This window comes from Candidatus Cybelea sp. (assembly GCA_036489315.1).
Taxonomy (GTDB): domain Bacteria; phylum Vulcanimicrobiota; class Vulcanimicrobiia; order Vulcanimicrobiales; family Vulcanimicrobiaceae; genus Cybelea.
Window position 1 is genome coordinate 14,740 of the sequence record DASXFZ010000063.1, and the last position, 15,302, is coordinate 30,041.

The window sequence follows — 15,302 nt, forward strand, 5'->3', positions numbered from 1 at the left end:
TGGGAAAAAAGCATCGACGCTCGTGATCCGCGATGTCGTTGGAGGCACGTTGAGCCGTCATTTGTCTGCAGCTTGTGTGCGCGCGCACGCGCACGTGTACCTCAGAGCGGGAGAGCGGGACCCGGCGCTTTCGCCTAGTTACGCGGAATCGGACGAGCGCGTTGAAGCAGTGTGCCACGTGACAAGTGTTCGCTCTTTCGCCGCTGGAAGGCGGCCCGTCGACGAAACCTCGCCTTGCCGGCGCACCAGCGGACAAGTGTTCCGCACCACCGGTGCGCAAGCCCGATGGGCGCTGCGCACGGCGTTCTCTAGTCCGCCGCGATCACAAATGTTGCCAATAAGGGGATGCCTTACGAGACTGACTATAAAAATCGACCAAGTACGAAGCCGATAATGAAGATCTGGAAAGCCAACAAACACTGACAGTTGGCGAAGCCAAGAGGGGTCACCGATCGCAGCGATCCCTCTTGTATCACTTTATCGTGGGACTCCCGATCCGCCCCGCTAACGTGATCTGCAGCGCCCAAGAACTGCGGTTCGTCGCCGGTCGAGTCTGGAAGAAGGGCGATCGAAGCGCGGTCGTGCCGGGATCCTACTATCCACCAGAGCCTGCGCCGACAGCTAGTCCTTGAGTCAACGGCCGCGAGAGGTTTGTGTGGCCCACATTTGGCCCACATACTTCCGACAACCCGCGGCAACCGGAGACAACATGAAACGCGGCATCTTCCTTAGAAGTGCCCATTTCCGTCGTCGTCAGTCGTCTCGGGTTGCGCTGTGGTATCGCTTTCGATTCCCGTTGGCGCTTGCAGAATTTCATTATTCTGGTGGACTTTTCTCGGGCTTGATGCTCGGAACCTAAACGGCTGTCTAACAGACTGCGAAAAAGCGCTCGTACTCCAACCGCGGCCTCGATATCGGCGCCGCCACCGGCCAAGCTACCGCGCTGGCGCTCCCGCGCGCAAGGCAACCGCTGACGCGGCTGCGCTCCGCTTCGGCCTTGCGCGTGGGTCCCTACGCGCGCTGTTACTCCTCCTTGCGGCAGCGCCAGTGTCGAGGCCGCGGAAGGAAAGCGATGATCGAAATCTACGGCACAACCTTCGCGCGCGCGACGGAGATTGAAAGCGGCATGCTGGTCCGGCGGCTCGCGGGTTTCGAACTAATCGTAGACGTAGGGTTCTACTGAGGACGATGCGGTCCGTCTGTGGCTTCAGGACGGCAGCACGATTACTCTTGGGTCGAGCGGTCTCGTCGAAGTGGCACAGTGAGCCATACCCGACTCGACGACCTCCACACAACTCGAGTTCGGATTGCAGGCGCTCCTACACGGGTGCTGCAAGCCTTGACTGTTTCTTAGCGGCAAGCGATAATTGTGGTGCAGAGATAAGCAGCACTTTCACCCGCATATTAATGCGGGTGAAAATCGGCAGTCAGAGCGATTCGCGCTTTGCGCCTCTGACGAGCATTAATTCAATGATACTGCCCATAGGGTTTCTTAAGCATGGAGTCCAAACGTCATCATGAAGTCGAACCGCTGATGGACACCCAAGAAGTATGTGCCGCCCTATGCTGCAAAAAATCGAAACTGTACGAGCTGATCGGCAGGGGCCTCTTAGAATCGGTGAAGCTCGGTGGCTCGCGCCGCTTTCGGCCGGCCGCTGTCCGTGACTGCATTCAGCGTCACGTTGATATGCGTCACAGAAATCGTCGCTAGGTCATGGCTCGTCGAGCACGTGGCGAAGGGACACTCCATAGGCGGAAGGATGGCCGATGGGAAGGGAAGCTGCGCACCGGGGCACGTGCCGGCAAACTCGCGCGCAAGAGCTTTTACGGTGAGACGCGCCAGGACGTCGCCGAGCAGATGCGCCGCTATGCGGCTCGCCATGCACTCCCCATGGATCTCGACCTCACGCTAAAAGAATACCTCGAACAATGGCTAGCAGACGGAGAGTGGCGAGCCAACACCTATCGCTTGCGAAGGCACGCCGTCGACCGCCACATCGTCCCGCACATCGGCGCGCGTCGCGTTGCCGACCTGGATGTCGATGATGTCAAGGTGCTGCTCCGGAAGCTGAAGGAGCTCGAGGTAGGCACCGCCACCCGCAAGCAAGTACACGCGACCCTTAATGCCGCGCTCAACGCGCTGTTCCGGGAACGCAAGATCATCTTCAATCCTTGTTCTCTTGTGTCCGCACCACGCTACGAGCCGAAGGAGAAGCTCGTTCTCGATCGCTACGGGGCAAAGCGGCTAATGGAAATGGCCGAGGGGCAAACCCAGGTGCTCGTTATCATGGCTGCGACGCTCGGGATGCGCGAGGGCGAACTCTTTGGATTGCTTTGGGACTGCGTCGATCTCGAAAAGCGCACCATCGCCATTGTGCGACAACTAACGGAGGATGTCGCCGGTAGGCTTACGCTCGGACCGCTCAAAACTAAAGCCTCCCGGCGCACGTTGGAACTCCCCGACCTGACTCTGCGCGCGCTCAGAGCTTGGCACAGCGCCCGCCGTGCCGACGGCTACAATGGCTGGCTCGTCTTCACCGACAGCCAAGGCAACCCGCTGCGCAAGAGTAACTTCATCCGCCGTACCTTCAAGCCGTTACTGCGCCGCGCCGAATTACCTGACGTGGACTTTCACTCGCTGCGCCATTCCTCCAACTCATTCCTCATTGAGGAGGGTGCTGACCCCATTTTGGTCGCGCGACGCAACGGCCACGTCGATACACGCATGGTGCTCGACCGTTACGGTCACATGTTCGAGGGCGCACGCCGACAGGCAGCCGAAACGATGGATCGCGTTTTCGCGACCGTCGAGATTGGTCGTCAAATGGTCGTCAAAAAATCGGATGCCGTTCCGAAAAATCAAACGCCGATTCCAAAAAGCCTTATGAAATCGGCGCGTTTCTTGGTGGAGATGGGGGGACTCGAACCCCCGACCCCTTACATGCGAAGCAAGTGCTCTACCAGCTGAGCTACATCCCCAAGGGTCCGCCGAAGCGACCTGGAGGATTGTACGCGCCGGGCTGGGCACCTGTCAAAACCAATGAGGAAGCGCTCGCGTGCATTCGGCCTGCTGGTCCTCCTATGCGCCACGGTTGCCCTTGGCAGCATGCAGGCTCCACTGCCCCTTCCAGCTGCGGCCGCCGGTCGCTGCAACAGTCAGACGGTAGATGAGGGCTACGCCCGCATCCGCGACTACGATCGCCACCCGGCCGGGAACAGTCCATCGCAGTTGCTCGAACGCTACAGCGCCGTAGCCGAAGTGCTTACGACGATGCAGGAGGAGCGCGAGATCCTCGACAGCATCTGCTCCGGCGATTCAGTCCGTGCCTCGCTTTTTGCCGAGGTCGCGGCAACCGCCGCCTGGGCGCTGACGCTCCAAGCCGATGTCGCCGCGAAGCTGAACGCTTCGTGTCCGGCCGCCGCTCAGGCCCTTCCCACGATCATGCTCGCCGATGCGTGGCTCGATATGGCCAACTTCATCAACGAAGGCGGGGGTGCGGTGCCCGCCATCTTCAAAGACATCGTTCCTAAGGTGCAGACGCGGGCCGCCGCCGTCGATCTCACCTTGCCGAGCTGGGCCGACACCTCTGCCTATTGGCGGGATGGTATACGCGACAAAGCCAAAGCGCTCGCCGCCACCTGCCCGAGCCCGACACCGCTGACCACCCCTTCACCGCATTAGGGGATTTTGCGAACTATTCGCAAATGAGATAGGCCGTGGCCAGCCGGGCAGAGTACGTCACGCGCCCGCGCGAGTGGATTGCTTCCATCCTCGCGCGTGAGCCGCGCTTTCTCTCCGCAGCGCAGATTCATCAGCGCCTCAGACGCATGGGAGCACCCGTTTCGCTATCGACGGTCTATCGAACGCTCGATCACCTGCGCACCAAGGGCGACGTAACGGAACGCGCGGAGGCCGACGGCGAGACGAGCTACATGCTTTGCGGCCCCGCGCCGCATCACCACCACGCGATCTGCCGCTCGTGCGGCCGCGTCGAGGACGTCGACTGCGCGGCAACCGAGCAGTTTGCGGAATCACTGCGGGCGCTGCACGGCTTTCGGATCGACGGCCACGCGATGGAGTTTTCTGGAACATGCCGAGACTGCAGTTAGTCCTCGTCGCGCTCGCACTGGCTCTCGCTGCCTGCGCGCACGGCGCGTCGCAGCAGAACGCCGGCGAAGCCGCCGTCGGAAAGATCAACGTCGCGACAACGATCTCAACGCTCAACTCCTTCGTGCAAGGAGTGGGAGGCGAGTACGTCAGCGTCCGTAACATCGTGCCGATCGGCGCCTCACCCGAGACGTTTGCTCCGGCGCCGCAAGACGTCGCGAGCATCGCCGACGCGCAGCTGCTCGTCGAGAACGGAGCCGGTCTCGAAACCTGGCTCGACCGGCTCCTGCACGATGCCGGAGCCTCGAAGCTTCACATCGTGGTCTGCGCGCAAGGGCTGCCGGTGAAGAATCTCAATCCGCATCTGTGGATGGATCCGGTGCTCGCCAAAGCTTACGTCGACAAGATTCGCGACGCGCTCATCACGGTCGACCCGGCGCACGCAGACGCCTATCGGCTCAATGCGTTTCGCTACAACCACCGGCTCGACGAGCTCATCGCGCAGATCCGGCGGCAAATCAACATGATCCCGCCCGCACAGCGCTATATGATCGTCTATCACAACGCCTGGCAATACTACAACGACCGCTTCGGGATCGTGACGCTCGGCTTTGTCGAGCGCAATCCCGGCCAGGAGCCCAATCCGCAGCAGATTGCCGAGCTGATCGATCTCGCTAAGCGGCACCACGTGCGCGCCCTGTTCAGCGAGCCGGAGTACAGCCCGAAAATCCTCGAAACGATGGCGCAAGGCGCGAACATCAAAATCGTCGAGAACTTGTACGACGACTCCATCGGCACCGATCCGCGCGTCGCCAACTATATCGCGATGCTGACCTACGATACGAGCGTCATCGTCCAATCGCTCAGATGAAGGGTGAAGCCGTCGTAGCGCGCGATCTCGTCGTGCGCTACGAAGACTTTACCGCGCTCGTCGGCGCGACGTTTACCGCGCATTACGGCGAAGCGCTGGGGATTATCGGCCCGAACGGTTCCGGCAAGTCGACGCTCCTCAAGACGATCGCCGGCCTGCTGACGGCTTCGAGCGGCGAACTGTGCGTGCTGGGGTCGATCCCCAAGAAGCTCGGGGCCGGTTCGATTGCCTACGTGCCGCAGGTCGAAGCGGTGGACTGGTCCTTTCCGGCGACGGTCTGGGACGTGGTCGCCATGGGCCGCTTTGCGCGTTTGCATTTTTGGCAGCGGTTCGGCGCGCACGACCGCGAGGCAGTACATCAGGCGCTGCATGTCGTCGGCATGGAGAACCTCGCCGGGCGGCACATCGCGAACCTTTCGGGTGGTCAGCAGCAACGCGCGTTCGTCGCCCGCGCGATTGCGCAGGAGCCCGAGCTGCTGCTGCTCGACGAACCCACGACCGGCGTCGACGCCGCGACGGAAGAAGCGCTGCGCAAGATCGTGCGCGAACTCGTCGGGGGCGGCTTGCCCGTCCTGATGTCGACCCACGATCTCGATCGCGTCGACGACTGGTTCGACCGCCTGCTCGTGCTCGATCGCCGCGTCCTCGCGCTCGGAACGCCGCGCGAGGTCGTCGAGTCGGGTGCGTATAGCGCGATCCGCGAACACACGCATACCCACGGCCATCTGCGGCACGATCACGAGCCGCACGCGGCGCATGCCGCGCACCCCGAGATCCGCTCGTGAGCCTCGACTCGTTGACCGTTCCGTTTCACTACGCGTTCATGCAGCGGGCCTTTGTGGCGGCGCTGGCCGTCGGGCTCTTGTGTTCGACGATGGGCACCTACGTCGTTCTCCGCAAGCTTTCGTTCATCGGCGACGGCATCGCGCACGCCTCGTTCGCCGGCATCGTGATCGCCTATCTGCGCGGCGCCAACTTCTACATCGGTGCCGGCATCGTCGCCGTGCTCACAGCGGTCGGCATCGGATTCGTGCATCGCCGCGGCAGAATCTCGCTCGACACGACGATCGGCGTGCTCTTCACGGGGATGTTTGCGCTCGGCGTCTATCTGATGAGCCAGCAGCGCAGCTACGCGGTAGATCTGCAGAGCTTTCTCTTCGGCGATATTCTCGCCGTGCAGGCGCAGGATCTCTGGCTGATCGTCGCATTGAGCGCCGTCGTCGCGGTCGCGGTCGCCGTACTCTTTCGCGGTTTGCTCTACACGACGTTCGACCCGGTGGTCGCCCAGGCGAGCGGCATTGCCGCGCCCGCCTACGAGTACACGCTGCTCGTGATGCTCGCGCTGACGATCGTCGTATCGCTGCAGGCCGTGGGCATCGTGCTGGTGGCGGCGCTGCTGGTCACCCCCGCAGCCGCCGCGTATCAGCTGACGTCGCGCTTCTCGCCGATGATGGCCTTAGCCGCGCTCTTCGGCGCCGCGAGCACCGTTGGCGGGCTCTACCTCTCCTACTACGTGCGCGCTTCGAGCGGCGCCACGATCGTGCTGCTGGCGACGCTGCTCTTCTTTGCCGCCATCGGTGTCAAGCGCCTCGTGCGCATCTAACGCCTGTCACACACGCGCCGCTTTGGGCGCCTTACGTTCGCGGCCTAGTCCGCGGGGCGCAACACTTTCCAGGTTTCGTCGCCGGCCGCTTCGAGGAAGCCCGCCGTTTCGAGGGCGTCGAGCGCTTCGCGCATGGCGGCGCGCTCGTTCTTGTTCGGCATCCCGGCCCAGCGCATCGCGAGATTATTGAGCGAGAGCGTTGTGCCCGGCACGAGCGCCTCGCGCAGAAACTGCATCGGGAGCTTGACGCGTTCCATCCGGCGCCCGAGCGGTTCCAGCGCGCGTTCGAATGCGTCGCTCACGACGTGCTCCGCCGCGCCGAAAAACGCGAAACGACGATTGGATCGGCCAGCGTGCCGAACCATTCGCCGAGCGCGGTCCCCGCGGTCTGCCACGGCACGGCGTTGACGACCGCCGCGCGGCGCGCGATGCCGCGCAAAATCCGCCGCGCGACGCGTTGCGGATCGGCGGCGCGCACCTCATCGGAACGCACGATTCCGATCGAGGTATGGAACTCGGTGTCGACGAGCCCGGGATCGACGTAGGTAACGGAGATGCCCCGCCGGCGCAGTTCGCGCCGCAGCTGAATTGCCGCGGCCCGAATCGCCGCTTTTGCCGCCGCGTACGCGCCGTACTGCGGAAGCGGAACCCGCGCGGCGCCGGAACCGAGGAAGACGAGCTGGCCGTGCACCGCCTCTAGGTGGCCGACGGCAGCCCGTGCAATTCGTAGCGGCGCCGCCGCGTTGAGCTGCCACTGCGCTTCGATCTCGGCGTCGCTTTGCTCGAGTAGCGAACCGAACGTTCCCGCACCTGCGTTGTTGACGACGACGTCGATGCGTCCGAAGGCATCGGCCGCGGTGCGTACGATTCGCTCCGGCATCGCGGGAGCGGTTATGTCGCCGGCCACCGCGACGGCAGTCCCGCCCCGTTCGCGAATCGCTTGCACGAGCTCGTCGAGGCGGGAGGCTCGGCGCGCGACGACGACCAGCCGGTAGCCGTTGCCGGCCGCCAGCCGCGCCAAGGCCGCGCCGATACCGGAGCTCGCGCCGGTCACGATCAGCGTGCGTTGCGCGTCAGGCATGCGTCTGGCAGTAGGCCCGGTACTCACGTTCGATGCTCTGCGGCAGTCCATCGTAGTGCTCGGCCTCGTCGGCGATCGGCGCCGGCGCAGGCATCACTTCACGCTGCTCGGCGGCGAACTGCGAGAGCATCTGCGCGATCGGTTTTTCGCTGCCGTCACTTCGAACGACGCCGAAACGCAGCTCGTGCGGTGCACGATCGAAGGGCGGTAAAGGCGCAAGCGTGAGATCGTAGTCGGCCCAGCACCACCAGAACGCCCCGAGGGCGCCGCGCGCGTGAAGCCGGTCGATCGCGCCGCGCCCGTAGAGCGCCATTTCGTTCTCGTCCAGACAGGCGAAGCCGCTGACGCGGTTGACGCCCGGCGGGCATTCGGGGTTTCCGAGCTCGCTGAAGAGCACCGCTTTGCCGCTGAACGACTGCTGCAGCTGGCAGAGAAAAGGGACGACGTTCGTATCGAGACGGTTGCGCGCACAGCTGCTGTAGACCGGGTATCCGTGCATGGTCGGGAAGATCCACGGTTGCGCGATGCTCGACGGGCGCAGATTGCGATCGTGGTCGAGATCCTCGCCGTGCATTCCGCCGGTCGAACCGGCGCCCGAGGCTTCGAGCAGCGTCTGCGTGAGGCGAAGGCTCCACTCCGCGGCGTCCTCCGGCCCTTCCGGCTGCCGCAAGTTGGAAAACTCGTTGCCGAGATCCCACGCCAGCATCGCCGGGTGCTCGCGTACGCGCTCGCCGACGCGCTGGGCAAAAAAGATTTGGGCGCGCAGCAGATATGGATCGGCGTAAAAATCGCCGATCGCGCGGTCGACGGGGCCGTCGCGGGTGATCGTCCGAAAGCGCCCCTTCGTCGGCTCGCGCTCGAGCGTCCACGCGGGCAGCCAGTTCACCCCGCTCATGTGTCCGCAAAACAGCGTGGGCATCGCGCGCAGACCGGCAGCCGCAATCGCGTCCATGACGGAGTCGAACTTCCGCAGCGCCTCGGAGTCCATCGAACCGGGCTCGGGCTGGAAGGCCTCCCACATCAAGAAAAAGCGAACGACGTCGAGGCCCAAGGCTTTGATTCGCGTCATGTCTTCGACGATCTCACTTCGATCGAAGCGCTGCCACATATACATCGCACTGTGGCGCGGCCAATAGTTGACGCCGAGGAGAAATCGCGACATGACACGCCCTTCGACTCGGCGCAGGATGACAACCTGGTAGAAGCCGCGAAGCGCGCAGCGATGGCCCAAGCAGGAAGAGCACCCATCGTTGGCATTATCATGGGCAGCCGCTCGGATTGGGAAACGATGTCGCCGGCACGCGACACGCTCGATGAGCTCGAGATTCCCTGCGAGGTGCGCGTCGTCTCGGCCCACCGCATGCCCGACGAGATGTTCGAGTACGCCGAGACGGCCGCGCAACGAGGTCTCCTAGCAATCATCGCCGGCGCCGGCGGTGCGGCGCACCTGCCGGGGATGACGGCCGCAAAGACGCTCGTTCCGGTGATCGGCGTACCGGTAACCTCGCGCGCCGGTGGTCTGGACTCGCTGCTCTCGATCGTTCAAATGCCTCCGGGCGTGCCGGTGGCCGCGATGGCGATCGGCGGTGCGATCAATGCGGCGCTTTTTGCCGCGAGGATCGTCGCGCTGCACGATCCCGCCGTCGCCGAGCGCCTCGTCGCGTACGTTACGCGAATGCACGCCGTCGCCGCTGCAAGCACTCTCGATTGAAGAGCGTCGAGAGAATCGGCGTCATCGGCGGCGGTCAGCTCGGACGCATGTTCGCACTCGATGCGAAGCGGATGGGCTACCACGTGACGACCCTCGATCCCCAGGAGCACTCACCGTGCGGCCAAGTCGCCGACGAACAGATCGTCGCCGCCTACGACGACCTAGCGGCGATCGAAGAGCTCGGACGCAGCAGCGACGTGATCACCTTTGAGTTCGAGAACATCGCAATCGAGTCGGTTCGCCATTTGGAGTCGCTCGGGTACCGTGTGACGCCGAGCAGCAGCGTCTTGCGCGTCACCCAGGACCGGCTGCTCGAAAAGGAGTTCGTTCGCGCGCAGGGGCTCGAGACGACGGAGTTTGCCGCCGTTTCACACCTCGACGATTTACGACGAGCGGCCGCCGAGATCGGTTTCCCGGCCGTCCTGAAAACGGTCCGCGGCGGCTACGACGGCAAAGGGCAATGGCGGGCCGATTCGCTGGAAGAAGCCCGAGCCGCGCTCGCCGCCGCGGGCGCAGCCCAGCTGATCTTCGAAAGGCTCGTTCCGCTGGCGTGCGAGCTGAGCGTGATCGCGACTCGCGCCGCCAACGACGAAATCGTCACCTATCCGGTCGCCGAGAACACGCACGATCGTGGGATCCTTGCGATGACGGTCGCGCCCGCGCGCGTCGAACCGGCGATTGCCGCTAAGGCGGCAGAGATGGCCGCGGTCGTCGGGCGCGGCCTGCGAATCGTCGGAACCTATTGCCTCGAGCTCTTTCTCTCGACGCAAGGGCGGCTGCTGGTCAACGAGATCGCCCCGCGGCCGCACAACAGCGGCCACTACACCATCGACGTCACCCCATGCTCGCAGTACGAGCAGCACGTGCGCGCGATCTGCGATCTGCCGCTCTCCCCGCCGCGCCTCTTTACCAATGCGATCATGATGAACGTTCTGGGCGCAGGTACCGGCGATCACCTCGACGGCGTCGCCGATCTGCTGAGCGATCCGGCGATCGTGCTGCACGTTTACGGTAAGCGCCACGCGGTCGCGCGGCGCAAAATGGGCCACTTCACGATGCTCGTCGATCGGCCCGTGGACGACGCGGCCATCGCCGCCGCCCAGGCCGCGCATGCGAAGCTGAGCTGGTCGCCATGCTGACGGGCTGGTTCGGCGACGCGTTCTACGTCTTTATCACGCTGCTCGCGATGCTCAATCCGATCGAAGCGGCCGCGGCGTTTGCGACGCTGACCGAAGGGCGGACGCCGGAGGATCAAGCCAAAATCGCCCGCCGCGCGACGACCATCGCGGCGGTAGCGCTGCTGGTCTTCGGTTTTGTCGGTGAAGCGCTGCTGAAGGCGCTTGGCGTCGAGATGGGTGCGTTCCGGATCGCCGGCGGACTGTTGCTGCTCAAGGTCGGCTTCAACATGGTCTTCGACGAGAAGACCGATCGCCAGACGGCCGACCAGACGAAGCGTTTGCCGATACCGCCGGCCGACCCGGCGGTCTTTCCGCTGGCGATTCCGATCATCACCGGCCCCGGGGCGCTGACTGCGAGCGTCGCGCTCGTCTTTCCGAGCCCGCACCACCGGGTACTCAACGCGGGTATTTTTGTCGCGGTCGCAATCATCGTCTTTCTCATCACCTACGCGTCCATGCGCGGTGCTCAGCGTCTTACCAAGCTCTTCGGGGAGACGGGTGTCGACGCGATCGGCCGGATCGTCGGGATCATCGTCGCGGCGATTGCCGTCCAGCTGGTCATCACCGGGATCGCGAGCCTCACGAACCTCACGATCCGCTAGAGCGGCGGCCGGTAAAGGACTCACGTCGCAGCCGCTTGGAATAGGAGCGCGATGATCGTACGCGCAGGTTTGCTCTACGACGGTACGCTTGAGCCGCCGAAACAGAACGTCGATCTGGTCATAGAGAACGGACGCGTGGCCGAGCTGCGTGCGGCCGGCGGGGAGCGCGACCTCGAGGCCGCCAGCGTCACGCCGGGCTTGGTCAACGCGCACGCACACCTCGAAGGAAGCGGCGAGCCCGATTTGATGGGCATGATCAAAGCGACGACCCCGAGTCAACGTCTCTTGCGCGCCGTCGAAAACGCACGCAAATCGATCAAAGCGGGCGTCACCACCATTCGCGATGTCGGCAGCTCGAATCGTATTGCGGCCGACGTCCGCGACGCCATCGAAGAGGGTCGCGTGCCGGGGCCGCGGATGCGCGCCTCCGGCGCGGTGCTCTGCATGACCGGCGGCCACGGCTGGCCGATCGGACGCGCTGTCGATTCTCCCTGGGACGCGCGCAAGGCGGTGCGCGAGCAGATGTGGGAGGGGGCCGACTGCATCAAGCTCATCGCGACCGGCGGGGTCCTCACCAAGGGGGCGGTGCCGGGCAACGCCCAGCTGACCCCCGACGAGCTTGCAGCGGCGATTGACGAGGCGCATCGCCACGGTCTGCGCGTTGCCGCGCACGCGATCGGCACCGAGGGCATCAAGAATGCCCTGCGCGCGGGCATCGATTCGATCGAACACGGCTCCCTGCTCGACGACGAGGCGATCGAGCTGTTCAAGCAACGTGCCGTCTTTCTCGTGCCGACGCTCAGCGCGCCCACCTGCATTCTGGCGAACATCGAACGCGGCGAGCAGCCGAAGTTCGTCGTCGACAAGGCGCGCTCGGTCAACGAAGCGATGCTGGCGAACATTCGCCGCGCCTACGAGGGCGGCGTGCGCATCGCCGGCGGTTCTGATGCCGGCACGCCCTATAACTACCACGAGAACTACGCGCTCGAGGTCGAACTGATGTGGTCGCTGCTCGGCATGACCGCGCAGCAGGCGCTGCACGCGGCCACTAGCGTCGCCGCCGAGCTCGTCGGTCTGCACACGGGAATTCTCGCGGTTGGCGAACCGGCCGATCTCCTGCTCCTGCGCGGTGACGCCGGCGCCGACGTGCGCCTCCTCCGCGAGCCGCAGCTGGTCCTCAAAAACGGATTGATTCAATGAAACGCCTCGCGGCCGCCGCGGCGGCCGCGCTCTTGTGTCTGTGCGGCGTGACGAGCCCCTCTGGTCCGAATCCCACGCTGCTCGGCCAGCCGGTCGCGGGGAGCCCGATTCGCCACGTCATCGTCGTCGTGCAGGAGAACCGCACGTTCGACAATCTCTTCGCATCCTCGATCCTGGCGCACGGCGGTCCGTACCCCGGCGCCGACACGTCGCAAACGGCGATCGTCGACGGTGCGAAGATCGCGCTGAAGCCGGTGCCGCTCGAGAATCCCGGCGATCCGAGCCACACGCACCTTGCGCTGCTCGACGAATGGAATCGCGGGAGGATGGACGGCTTTGCCAACGACCACATCCACTCGCTCTTCGGCTGGATAAAAGTGCCCCCGGGCTTTACCTACGCCTACGTCCCCGATTCGCAGACGACGATTTACCATCTGCTCGCCGCGCATTACGCGCTGGCCGACGAGAACTTCGCACCGCGGCTCGTCCCGACGTTCGCCAGCCACTACACGCTGGCTACGGCGCAGAGCCGGATCGCTGGCAATCCGAACAATCGTATCTGGGGGTGCGATTCACCGCCCGGCACGACGGTGCCGGTCTTCGGTGCCGGAGAGTCGATCCTTACGCCCGGCGTCTTTCCGTGCTTCGACCAGCCGACGATTGGCGATCTGCTCGACGCTGCCCACGTAACGTGGAAGTACTATACCGGCCCGTCGAACGACCGCTACAATCCGACGGTCAATATTTACGACGCCTTTCGAAAGATTCGCTACGGCCGAGACTGGCGGCGGAACGTTACGATGCCCTCGGGGAAGATCCTGGGCGACATCGCGAGCTGCCATCTGCCGAGCGTGTCGTTCGTGATGCCCAACGCCATGGATTCCGACCACGCGGGGACGTTGAGCGCGGCCGGCCCGGGATGGATCGGTTCGATCTACCTCGCGCTCGTGCAGAGCCGCCAGGCATCCGCTCCTTGCAACTACTATAAAGATAGCGCGATGATCGTGACGTGGGACGATTCCGGCGGGTGGTACGATCACGTACCCCCGCCTTCGGGGCCGAAGGGCACGACGTGGGGCTTTCGCATCCCGATCATCGTGATGTCGGCCTGGGCTCGCTCGAGCTTCGAGCGTTCCCATCCCAAGGCAACGCCGTACGTTTCGCATCGCCGCCGCGAGTCGACCGCGATCACTAAGTTCATCGAGGTGAACTGGGGTTTGGGGAGCATGGGCGAACGTGACGTGACCGACGACGACCTCAGCGATATGTTCGACTACACGCGTTCCGCGCCGGTGCCCGCACTCTCGGGTCTTGCGATGGTGCAGATGATCGAGCGAACTCACTTCGATTTGGCGCTCGCAGAGCACGATCGGCGCGTCGTCGACGACGACCAGTGACGTGAAGCTGCGCGGCCTGCGCCTCGCGGTGCTGGGTGCGATCTCCCGGCCGTCGCCGCCGCCGGGCTACGGCCCGTGGGAACAGGTCGCGTTCAACGTGGCCGACGGCATGCGCCGGCGAGGGCTCGACGTCACGCTCTTCGCTACGGGCAACTCGCATTTCGAGGGAAAGCTCGTCTCGGTCGTCCCGGTGGGGCTCAACGAGGATCCCGCGCTCGATGGCGAGGTCTTTACCGCGCTGCATATCGCCGCGCTCTTCGAGCGCGCGGGCGAGTTCGACTTGCTGCACAACCACCTCGACTGGAAGCCGCTCACGTACGCGCTAGCCTCGAACGCGCCGCCGCTGCTGACGACGATTCACGGCTTCTCTTCCCCGCAAATTCTCGCCGCGTACTACGCCGGCGCGCGACGCAGCTTTTACTGCTCGATCTCCGATGCCGACCGCGATCCGGGCCTCGAGTATCTGGCGACGACCTATAATGGGATCGATCCGGCGCAGTTTACGTTTAGCGACAAGCCCGGAGAGTATCTCTGCTTTCTTGGGCGCTTTCACCCCGAGAAGGGAACGCATCTGGCGATCGAGATCGCGAAGAAGGCCGGCGTGCGCCTGAAGATCGCGGCGATCCCTCAGGACGACGCGTATTTCCGCGAGCTGATCGAGCCCCAGATCGACGGTGACCGCGTACAGTTTCTCGGCGCCGTCGAGCGCGAGGTACGCAACGACTTGCTCGGCAACGCGCTCGCATTGGTTCATATGACGACGCGCCCGGAGCGTTTCGGAATGACCCTGATCGAAGCGATGGCCTGCGGGACGCCGGTGCTGGGCGCGCGCATGGGCTCGATTCCGGAGATCGTCGTCGATGGCGTAACGGGGTTCTTGTGCGATAGCGTCGGCGAGGCCGTCTCCAACGTTCCGCGGCTGCCGGCGCTCGATCGCCACGCGTGCCGCGCGCACGTCGAGGACAAATTCAGCATTGAGCGGATGGTCGACCGCTACCTCGACGCCTACACCCGCGCGCTTGAGCTGCGCCTGCCGCCGGCGCCGAGCGAACGCGTCGCCGCCCAGCGGCGCCGCGACTGGTGGGATCGCCCGATGGCGTACACGGAGATCGGCGGCAAACCAAAGAATCTAGAGTTCTCATGAAAGGCCGAGCGGAACGCGATTACTCAGGGCGCTCGCTCTTCGAGAAGCTCGGGATCTTCGCCGAAGCTCACGTGGCGATCGTCGGTCCGCACGACGAGATCTTCGTGACCGGCTTGAACGAGGGGCTGGCGAAAGCCGCTTCGCAGTCGTTGCGGATGTCGTACGATCTCATCTTCGTTCGAATCGATGCGCCGGCCGATCTAACGCGCATTCCGCGGGCCGCGGCCCATCTCGAATCCAATGGTGCGCTCTGGATCTTTCACCCGAAGGGGCGCGGTGCTGCACCCAGCGATTCGGAGGTCCGGGCCGCCGGGATCGCCGCGGGCCTGGTCGACAACAAGATAAGCGCGTACACCGAGAGTCACACGGCAACGCGCTTCGTCATTCCGGTCGAACGGCGTTAGCGC

Annotated in this window: 17 protein-coding genes and 1 tRNA gene; 12 read left to right on the plus strand and 6 right to left on the minus strand. The window is 64.3% G+C overall.

All coding sequences use genetic code 11. The annotated features are described in order from the left end of the window. Positions 1-1,933: 1,933 nt before the first annotated feature. From VGG51_14530 to VGG51_14540, 3 genes are all read right to left on the minus strand, one after another. Complete coding sequence (locus tag VGG51_14530; protein ID HEY1884242.1) at positions 1,934-2,113, minus strand: hypothetical protein; 180 nt, start codon at positions 2,111-2,113, stop codon at positions 1,934-1,936. A gap of 543 nt (positions 2,114-2,656) precedes the next feature. After that, complete coding sequence (locus VGG51_14535; protein HEY1884243.1) at positions 2,657-2,824, minus strand: hypothetical protein; 168 nt, start codon at positions 2,822-2,824, stop codon at positions 2,657-2,659. Positions 2,825-2,903: 79 nt separating this feature from the next. Continuing rightward, positions 2,904-2,979, minus strand: a tRNA-Ala gene (locus VGG51_14540). A 127-nt stretch (positions 2,980-3,106) separates the two neighbouring features. Here VGG51_14540 and VGG51_14545 point away from each other — a divergent pair. Genes VGG51_14545 through VGG51_14565 form a run of 5 tightly spaced genes read left to right on the plus strand, consistent with a single transcriptional unit; the run spans position 3,107 to position 6,582 of the window. After that, the gene (locus VGG51_14545) at positions 3,107-3,682 is read left to right on the plus strand and encodes a hypothetical protein (protein ID HEY1884244.1); all 576 of its coding nucleotides are present in this window, start codon (positions 3,107-3,109) and stop codon (positions 3,680-3,682) included. Positions 3,683-3,717: 35 nt separating this feature from the next. After that, positions 3,718-4,110 (plus strand): transcriptional repressor, encoded by a 393-nt coding sequence (locus VGG51_14550; protein ID HEY1884245.1) that lies wholly within the window; start codon positions 3,718-3,720, stop codon positions 4,108-4,110. Continuing rightward, the gene (locus tag VGG51_14555; protein HEY1884246.1) at positions 4,092-4,979 is read left to right on the plus strand and encodes a metal ABC transporter substrate-binding protein; all 888 of its coding nucleotides are present in this window, start codon (positions 4,092-4,094) and stop codon (positions 4,977-4,979) included. Before VGG51_14550 ends, VGG51_14555 begins: the two co-directional genes overlap by 19 nt. Then, a complete protein-coding gene (locus VGG51_14560) occupies positions 4,976-5,764 on the plus strand; it encodes a metal ABC transporter ATP-binding protein (GenBank protein ID HEY1884247.1) in 789 nt (262 codons plus the stop codon). Before VGG51_14555 ends, VGG51_14560 begins: the two co-directional genes overlap by 4 nt. Beyond that, positions 5,761-6,582, plus strand: a complete 822-nt coding sequence (locus VGG51_14565) for a metal ABC transporter permease (protein ID HEY1884248.1) — start codon at positions 5,761-5,763, stop codon at positions 6,580-6,582. The genes VGG51_14560 and VGG51_14565 overlap by 4 nt, the downstream gene beginning before the upstream one ends. Positions 6,583-6,626: 44 nt before the next feature. Here VGG51_14565 and VGG51_14570 read toward each other — a convergent pair whose 3' ends face one another. The 3 genes from VGG51_14570 to VGG51_14580 are packed head-to-tail and all read right to left on the minus strand — an operon-like array spanning position 6,627 to position 8,825. Then, positions 6,627-6,884 carry a hypothetical protein gene (locus VGG51_14570; protein HEY1884249.1) on the minus strand — a complete coding sequence of 86 codons (258 nt, stop codon included), beginning with the start codon at positions 6,882-6,884 and terminating at the stop codon, positions 6,627-6,629. Continuing rightward, complete coding sequence (locus tag VGG51_14575) at positions 6,881-7,663, minus strand: SDR family NAD(P)-dependent oxidoreductase (GenBank protein ID HEY1884250.1); 783 nt, start codon at positions 7,661-7,663, stop codon at positions 6,881-6,883. The genes VGG51_14570 and VGG51_14575 overlap by 4 nt, the downstream gene beginning before the upstream one ends. Then, a complete protein-coding gene (locus tag VGG51_14580) occupies positions 7,656-8,825 on the minus strand; it encodes a beta-galactosidase (protein ID HEY1884251.1) in 1,170 nt (389 codons plus the stop codon). Before VGG51_14580 ends, VGG51_14575 begins: the two co-directional genes overlap by 8 nt. 99 nt (positions 8,826-8,924) lie before the next feature. Between VGG51_14580 and purE the strand changes: the two genes are divergently transcribed. The 7 genes from purE to VGG51_14615 are packed head-to-tail and all read left to right on the plus strand — an operon-like array spanning position 8,925 to position 15,299. After that, a complete protein-coding gene (gene purE, locus VGG51_14585) occupies positions 8,925-9,374 on the plus strand; it encodes a 5-(carboxyamino)imidazole ribonucleotide mutase (protein ID HEY1884252.1) in 450 nt (149 codons plus the stop codon). Beyond that, positions 9,371-10,513: a 5-(carboxyamino)imidazole ribonucleotide synthase gene (gene purK / locus VGG51_14590; protein HEY1884253.1), complete on the plus strand. Its 1,143-nt coding sequence runs from the start codon at positions 9,371-9,373 to the stop codon at positions 10,511-10,513. The genes purE and purK overlap by 4 nt, the downstream gene beginning before the upstream one ends. Next, positions 10,507-11,154, plus strand: a complete 648-nt coding sequence (locus tag VGG51_14595) for a MarC family protein (GenBank protein ID HEY1884254.1) — start codon at positions 10,507-10,509, stop codon at positions 11,152-11,154. The genes purK and VGG51_14595 overlap by 7 nt, the downstream gene beginning before the upstream one ends. 51 nt (positions 11,155-11,205) lie before the next feature. Beyond that, on the plus strand, positions 11,206-12,354 hold the full coding sequence (locus tag VGG51_14600) for an amidohydrolase family protein (protein HEY1884255.1): 1,149 nt from the start codon (positions 11,206-11,208) through the stop codon (positions 12,352-12,354). Then, entirely contained in the window at positions 12,351-13,751 is a 1,401-nt protein-coding gene (locus tag VGG51_14605) for an alkaline phosphatase family protein (protein ID HEY1884256.1), read from the plus strand. Before VGG51_14600 ends, VGG51_14605 begins: the two co-directional genes overlap by 4 nt. Before the next feature lies 1 nt (position 13,752). Beyond that, entirely contained in the window at positions 13,753-14,895 is a 1,143-nt protein-coding gene (locus VGG51_14610; GenBank protein ID HEY1884257.1) for a glycosyltransferase family 4 protein, read from the plus strand. Next, a complete protein-coding gene (locus VGG51_14615) occupies positions 14,892-15,299 on the plus strand; it encodes a hypothetical protein (protein ID HEY1884258.1) in 408 nt (135 codons plus the stop codon). Before VGG51_14610 ends, VGG51_14615 begins: the two co-directional genes overlap by 4 nt. Positions 15,300-15,302 lie beyond the last annotated feature (3 nt).

Coding starts and splice junctions, on each gene's coding strand:
- VGG51_14545 (HEY1884244.1), top strand. CDS start 3,107: ATGCAGGCTCCACTGCCCCTTCCAGCTGCGGCCGCCGGTCGCTGCAAC.
- VGG51_14555 (HEY1884246.1), top strand. CDS start 4,092: ATGCCGAGACTGCAGTTAGTCCTCGTCGCGCTCGCACTGGCTCTCGCT.
- VGG51_14560 (HEY1884247.1), top strand. CDS start 4,976: ATGAAGGGTGAAGCCGTCGTAGCGCGCGATCTCGTCGTGCGCTACGAA.
- VGG51_14575 (HEY1884250.1), bottom strand. CDS start 7,663: ATGCCTGACGCGCAACGCACGCTGATCGTGACCGGCGCGAGCTCCGGT.
- VGG51_14580 (HEY1884251.1), bottom strand. CDS start 8,825: ATGTCGCGATTTCTCCTCGGCGTCAACTATTGGCCGCGCCACAGTGCG.
- purE (HEY1884252.1), top strand. CDS start 8,925: ATGGGCAGCCGCTCGGATTGGGAAACGATGTCGCCGGCACGCGACACG.
- VGG51_14595 (HEY1884254.1), top strand. CDS start 10,507: ATGCTGACGGGCTGGTTCGGCGACGCGTTCTACGTCTTTATCACGCTG.
- VGG51_14600 (HEY1884255.1), top strand. CDS start 11,206: ATGATCGTACGCGCAGGTTTGCTCTACGACGGTACGCTTGAGCCGCCG.
- VGG51_14605 (HEY1884256.1), top strand. CDS start 12,351: ATGAAACGCCTCGCGGCCGCCGCGGCGGCCGCGCTCTTGTGTCTGTGC.
- VGG51_14615 (HEY1884258.1), top strand. CDS start 14,892: ATGAAAGGCCGAGCGGAACGCGATTACTCAGGGCGCTCGCTCTTCGAG.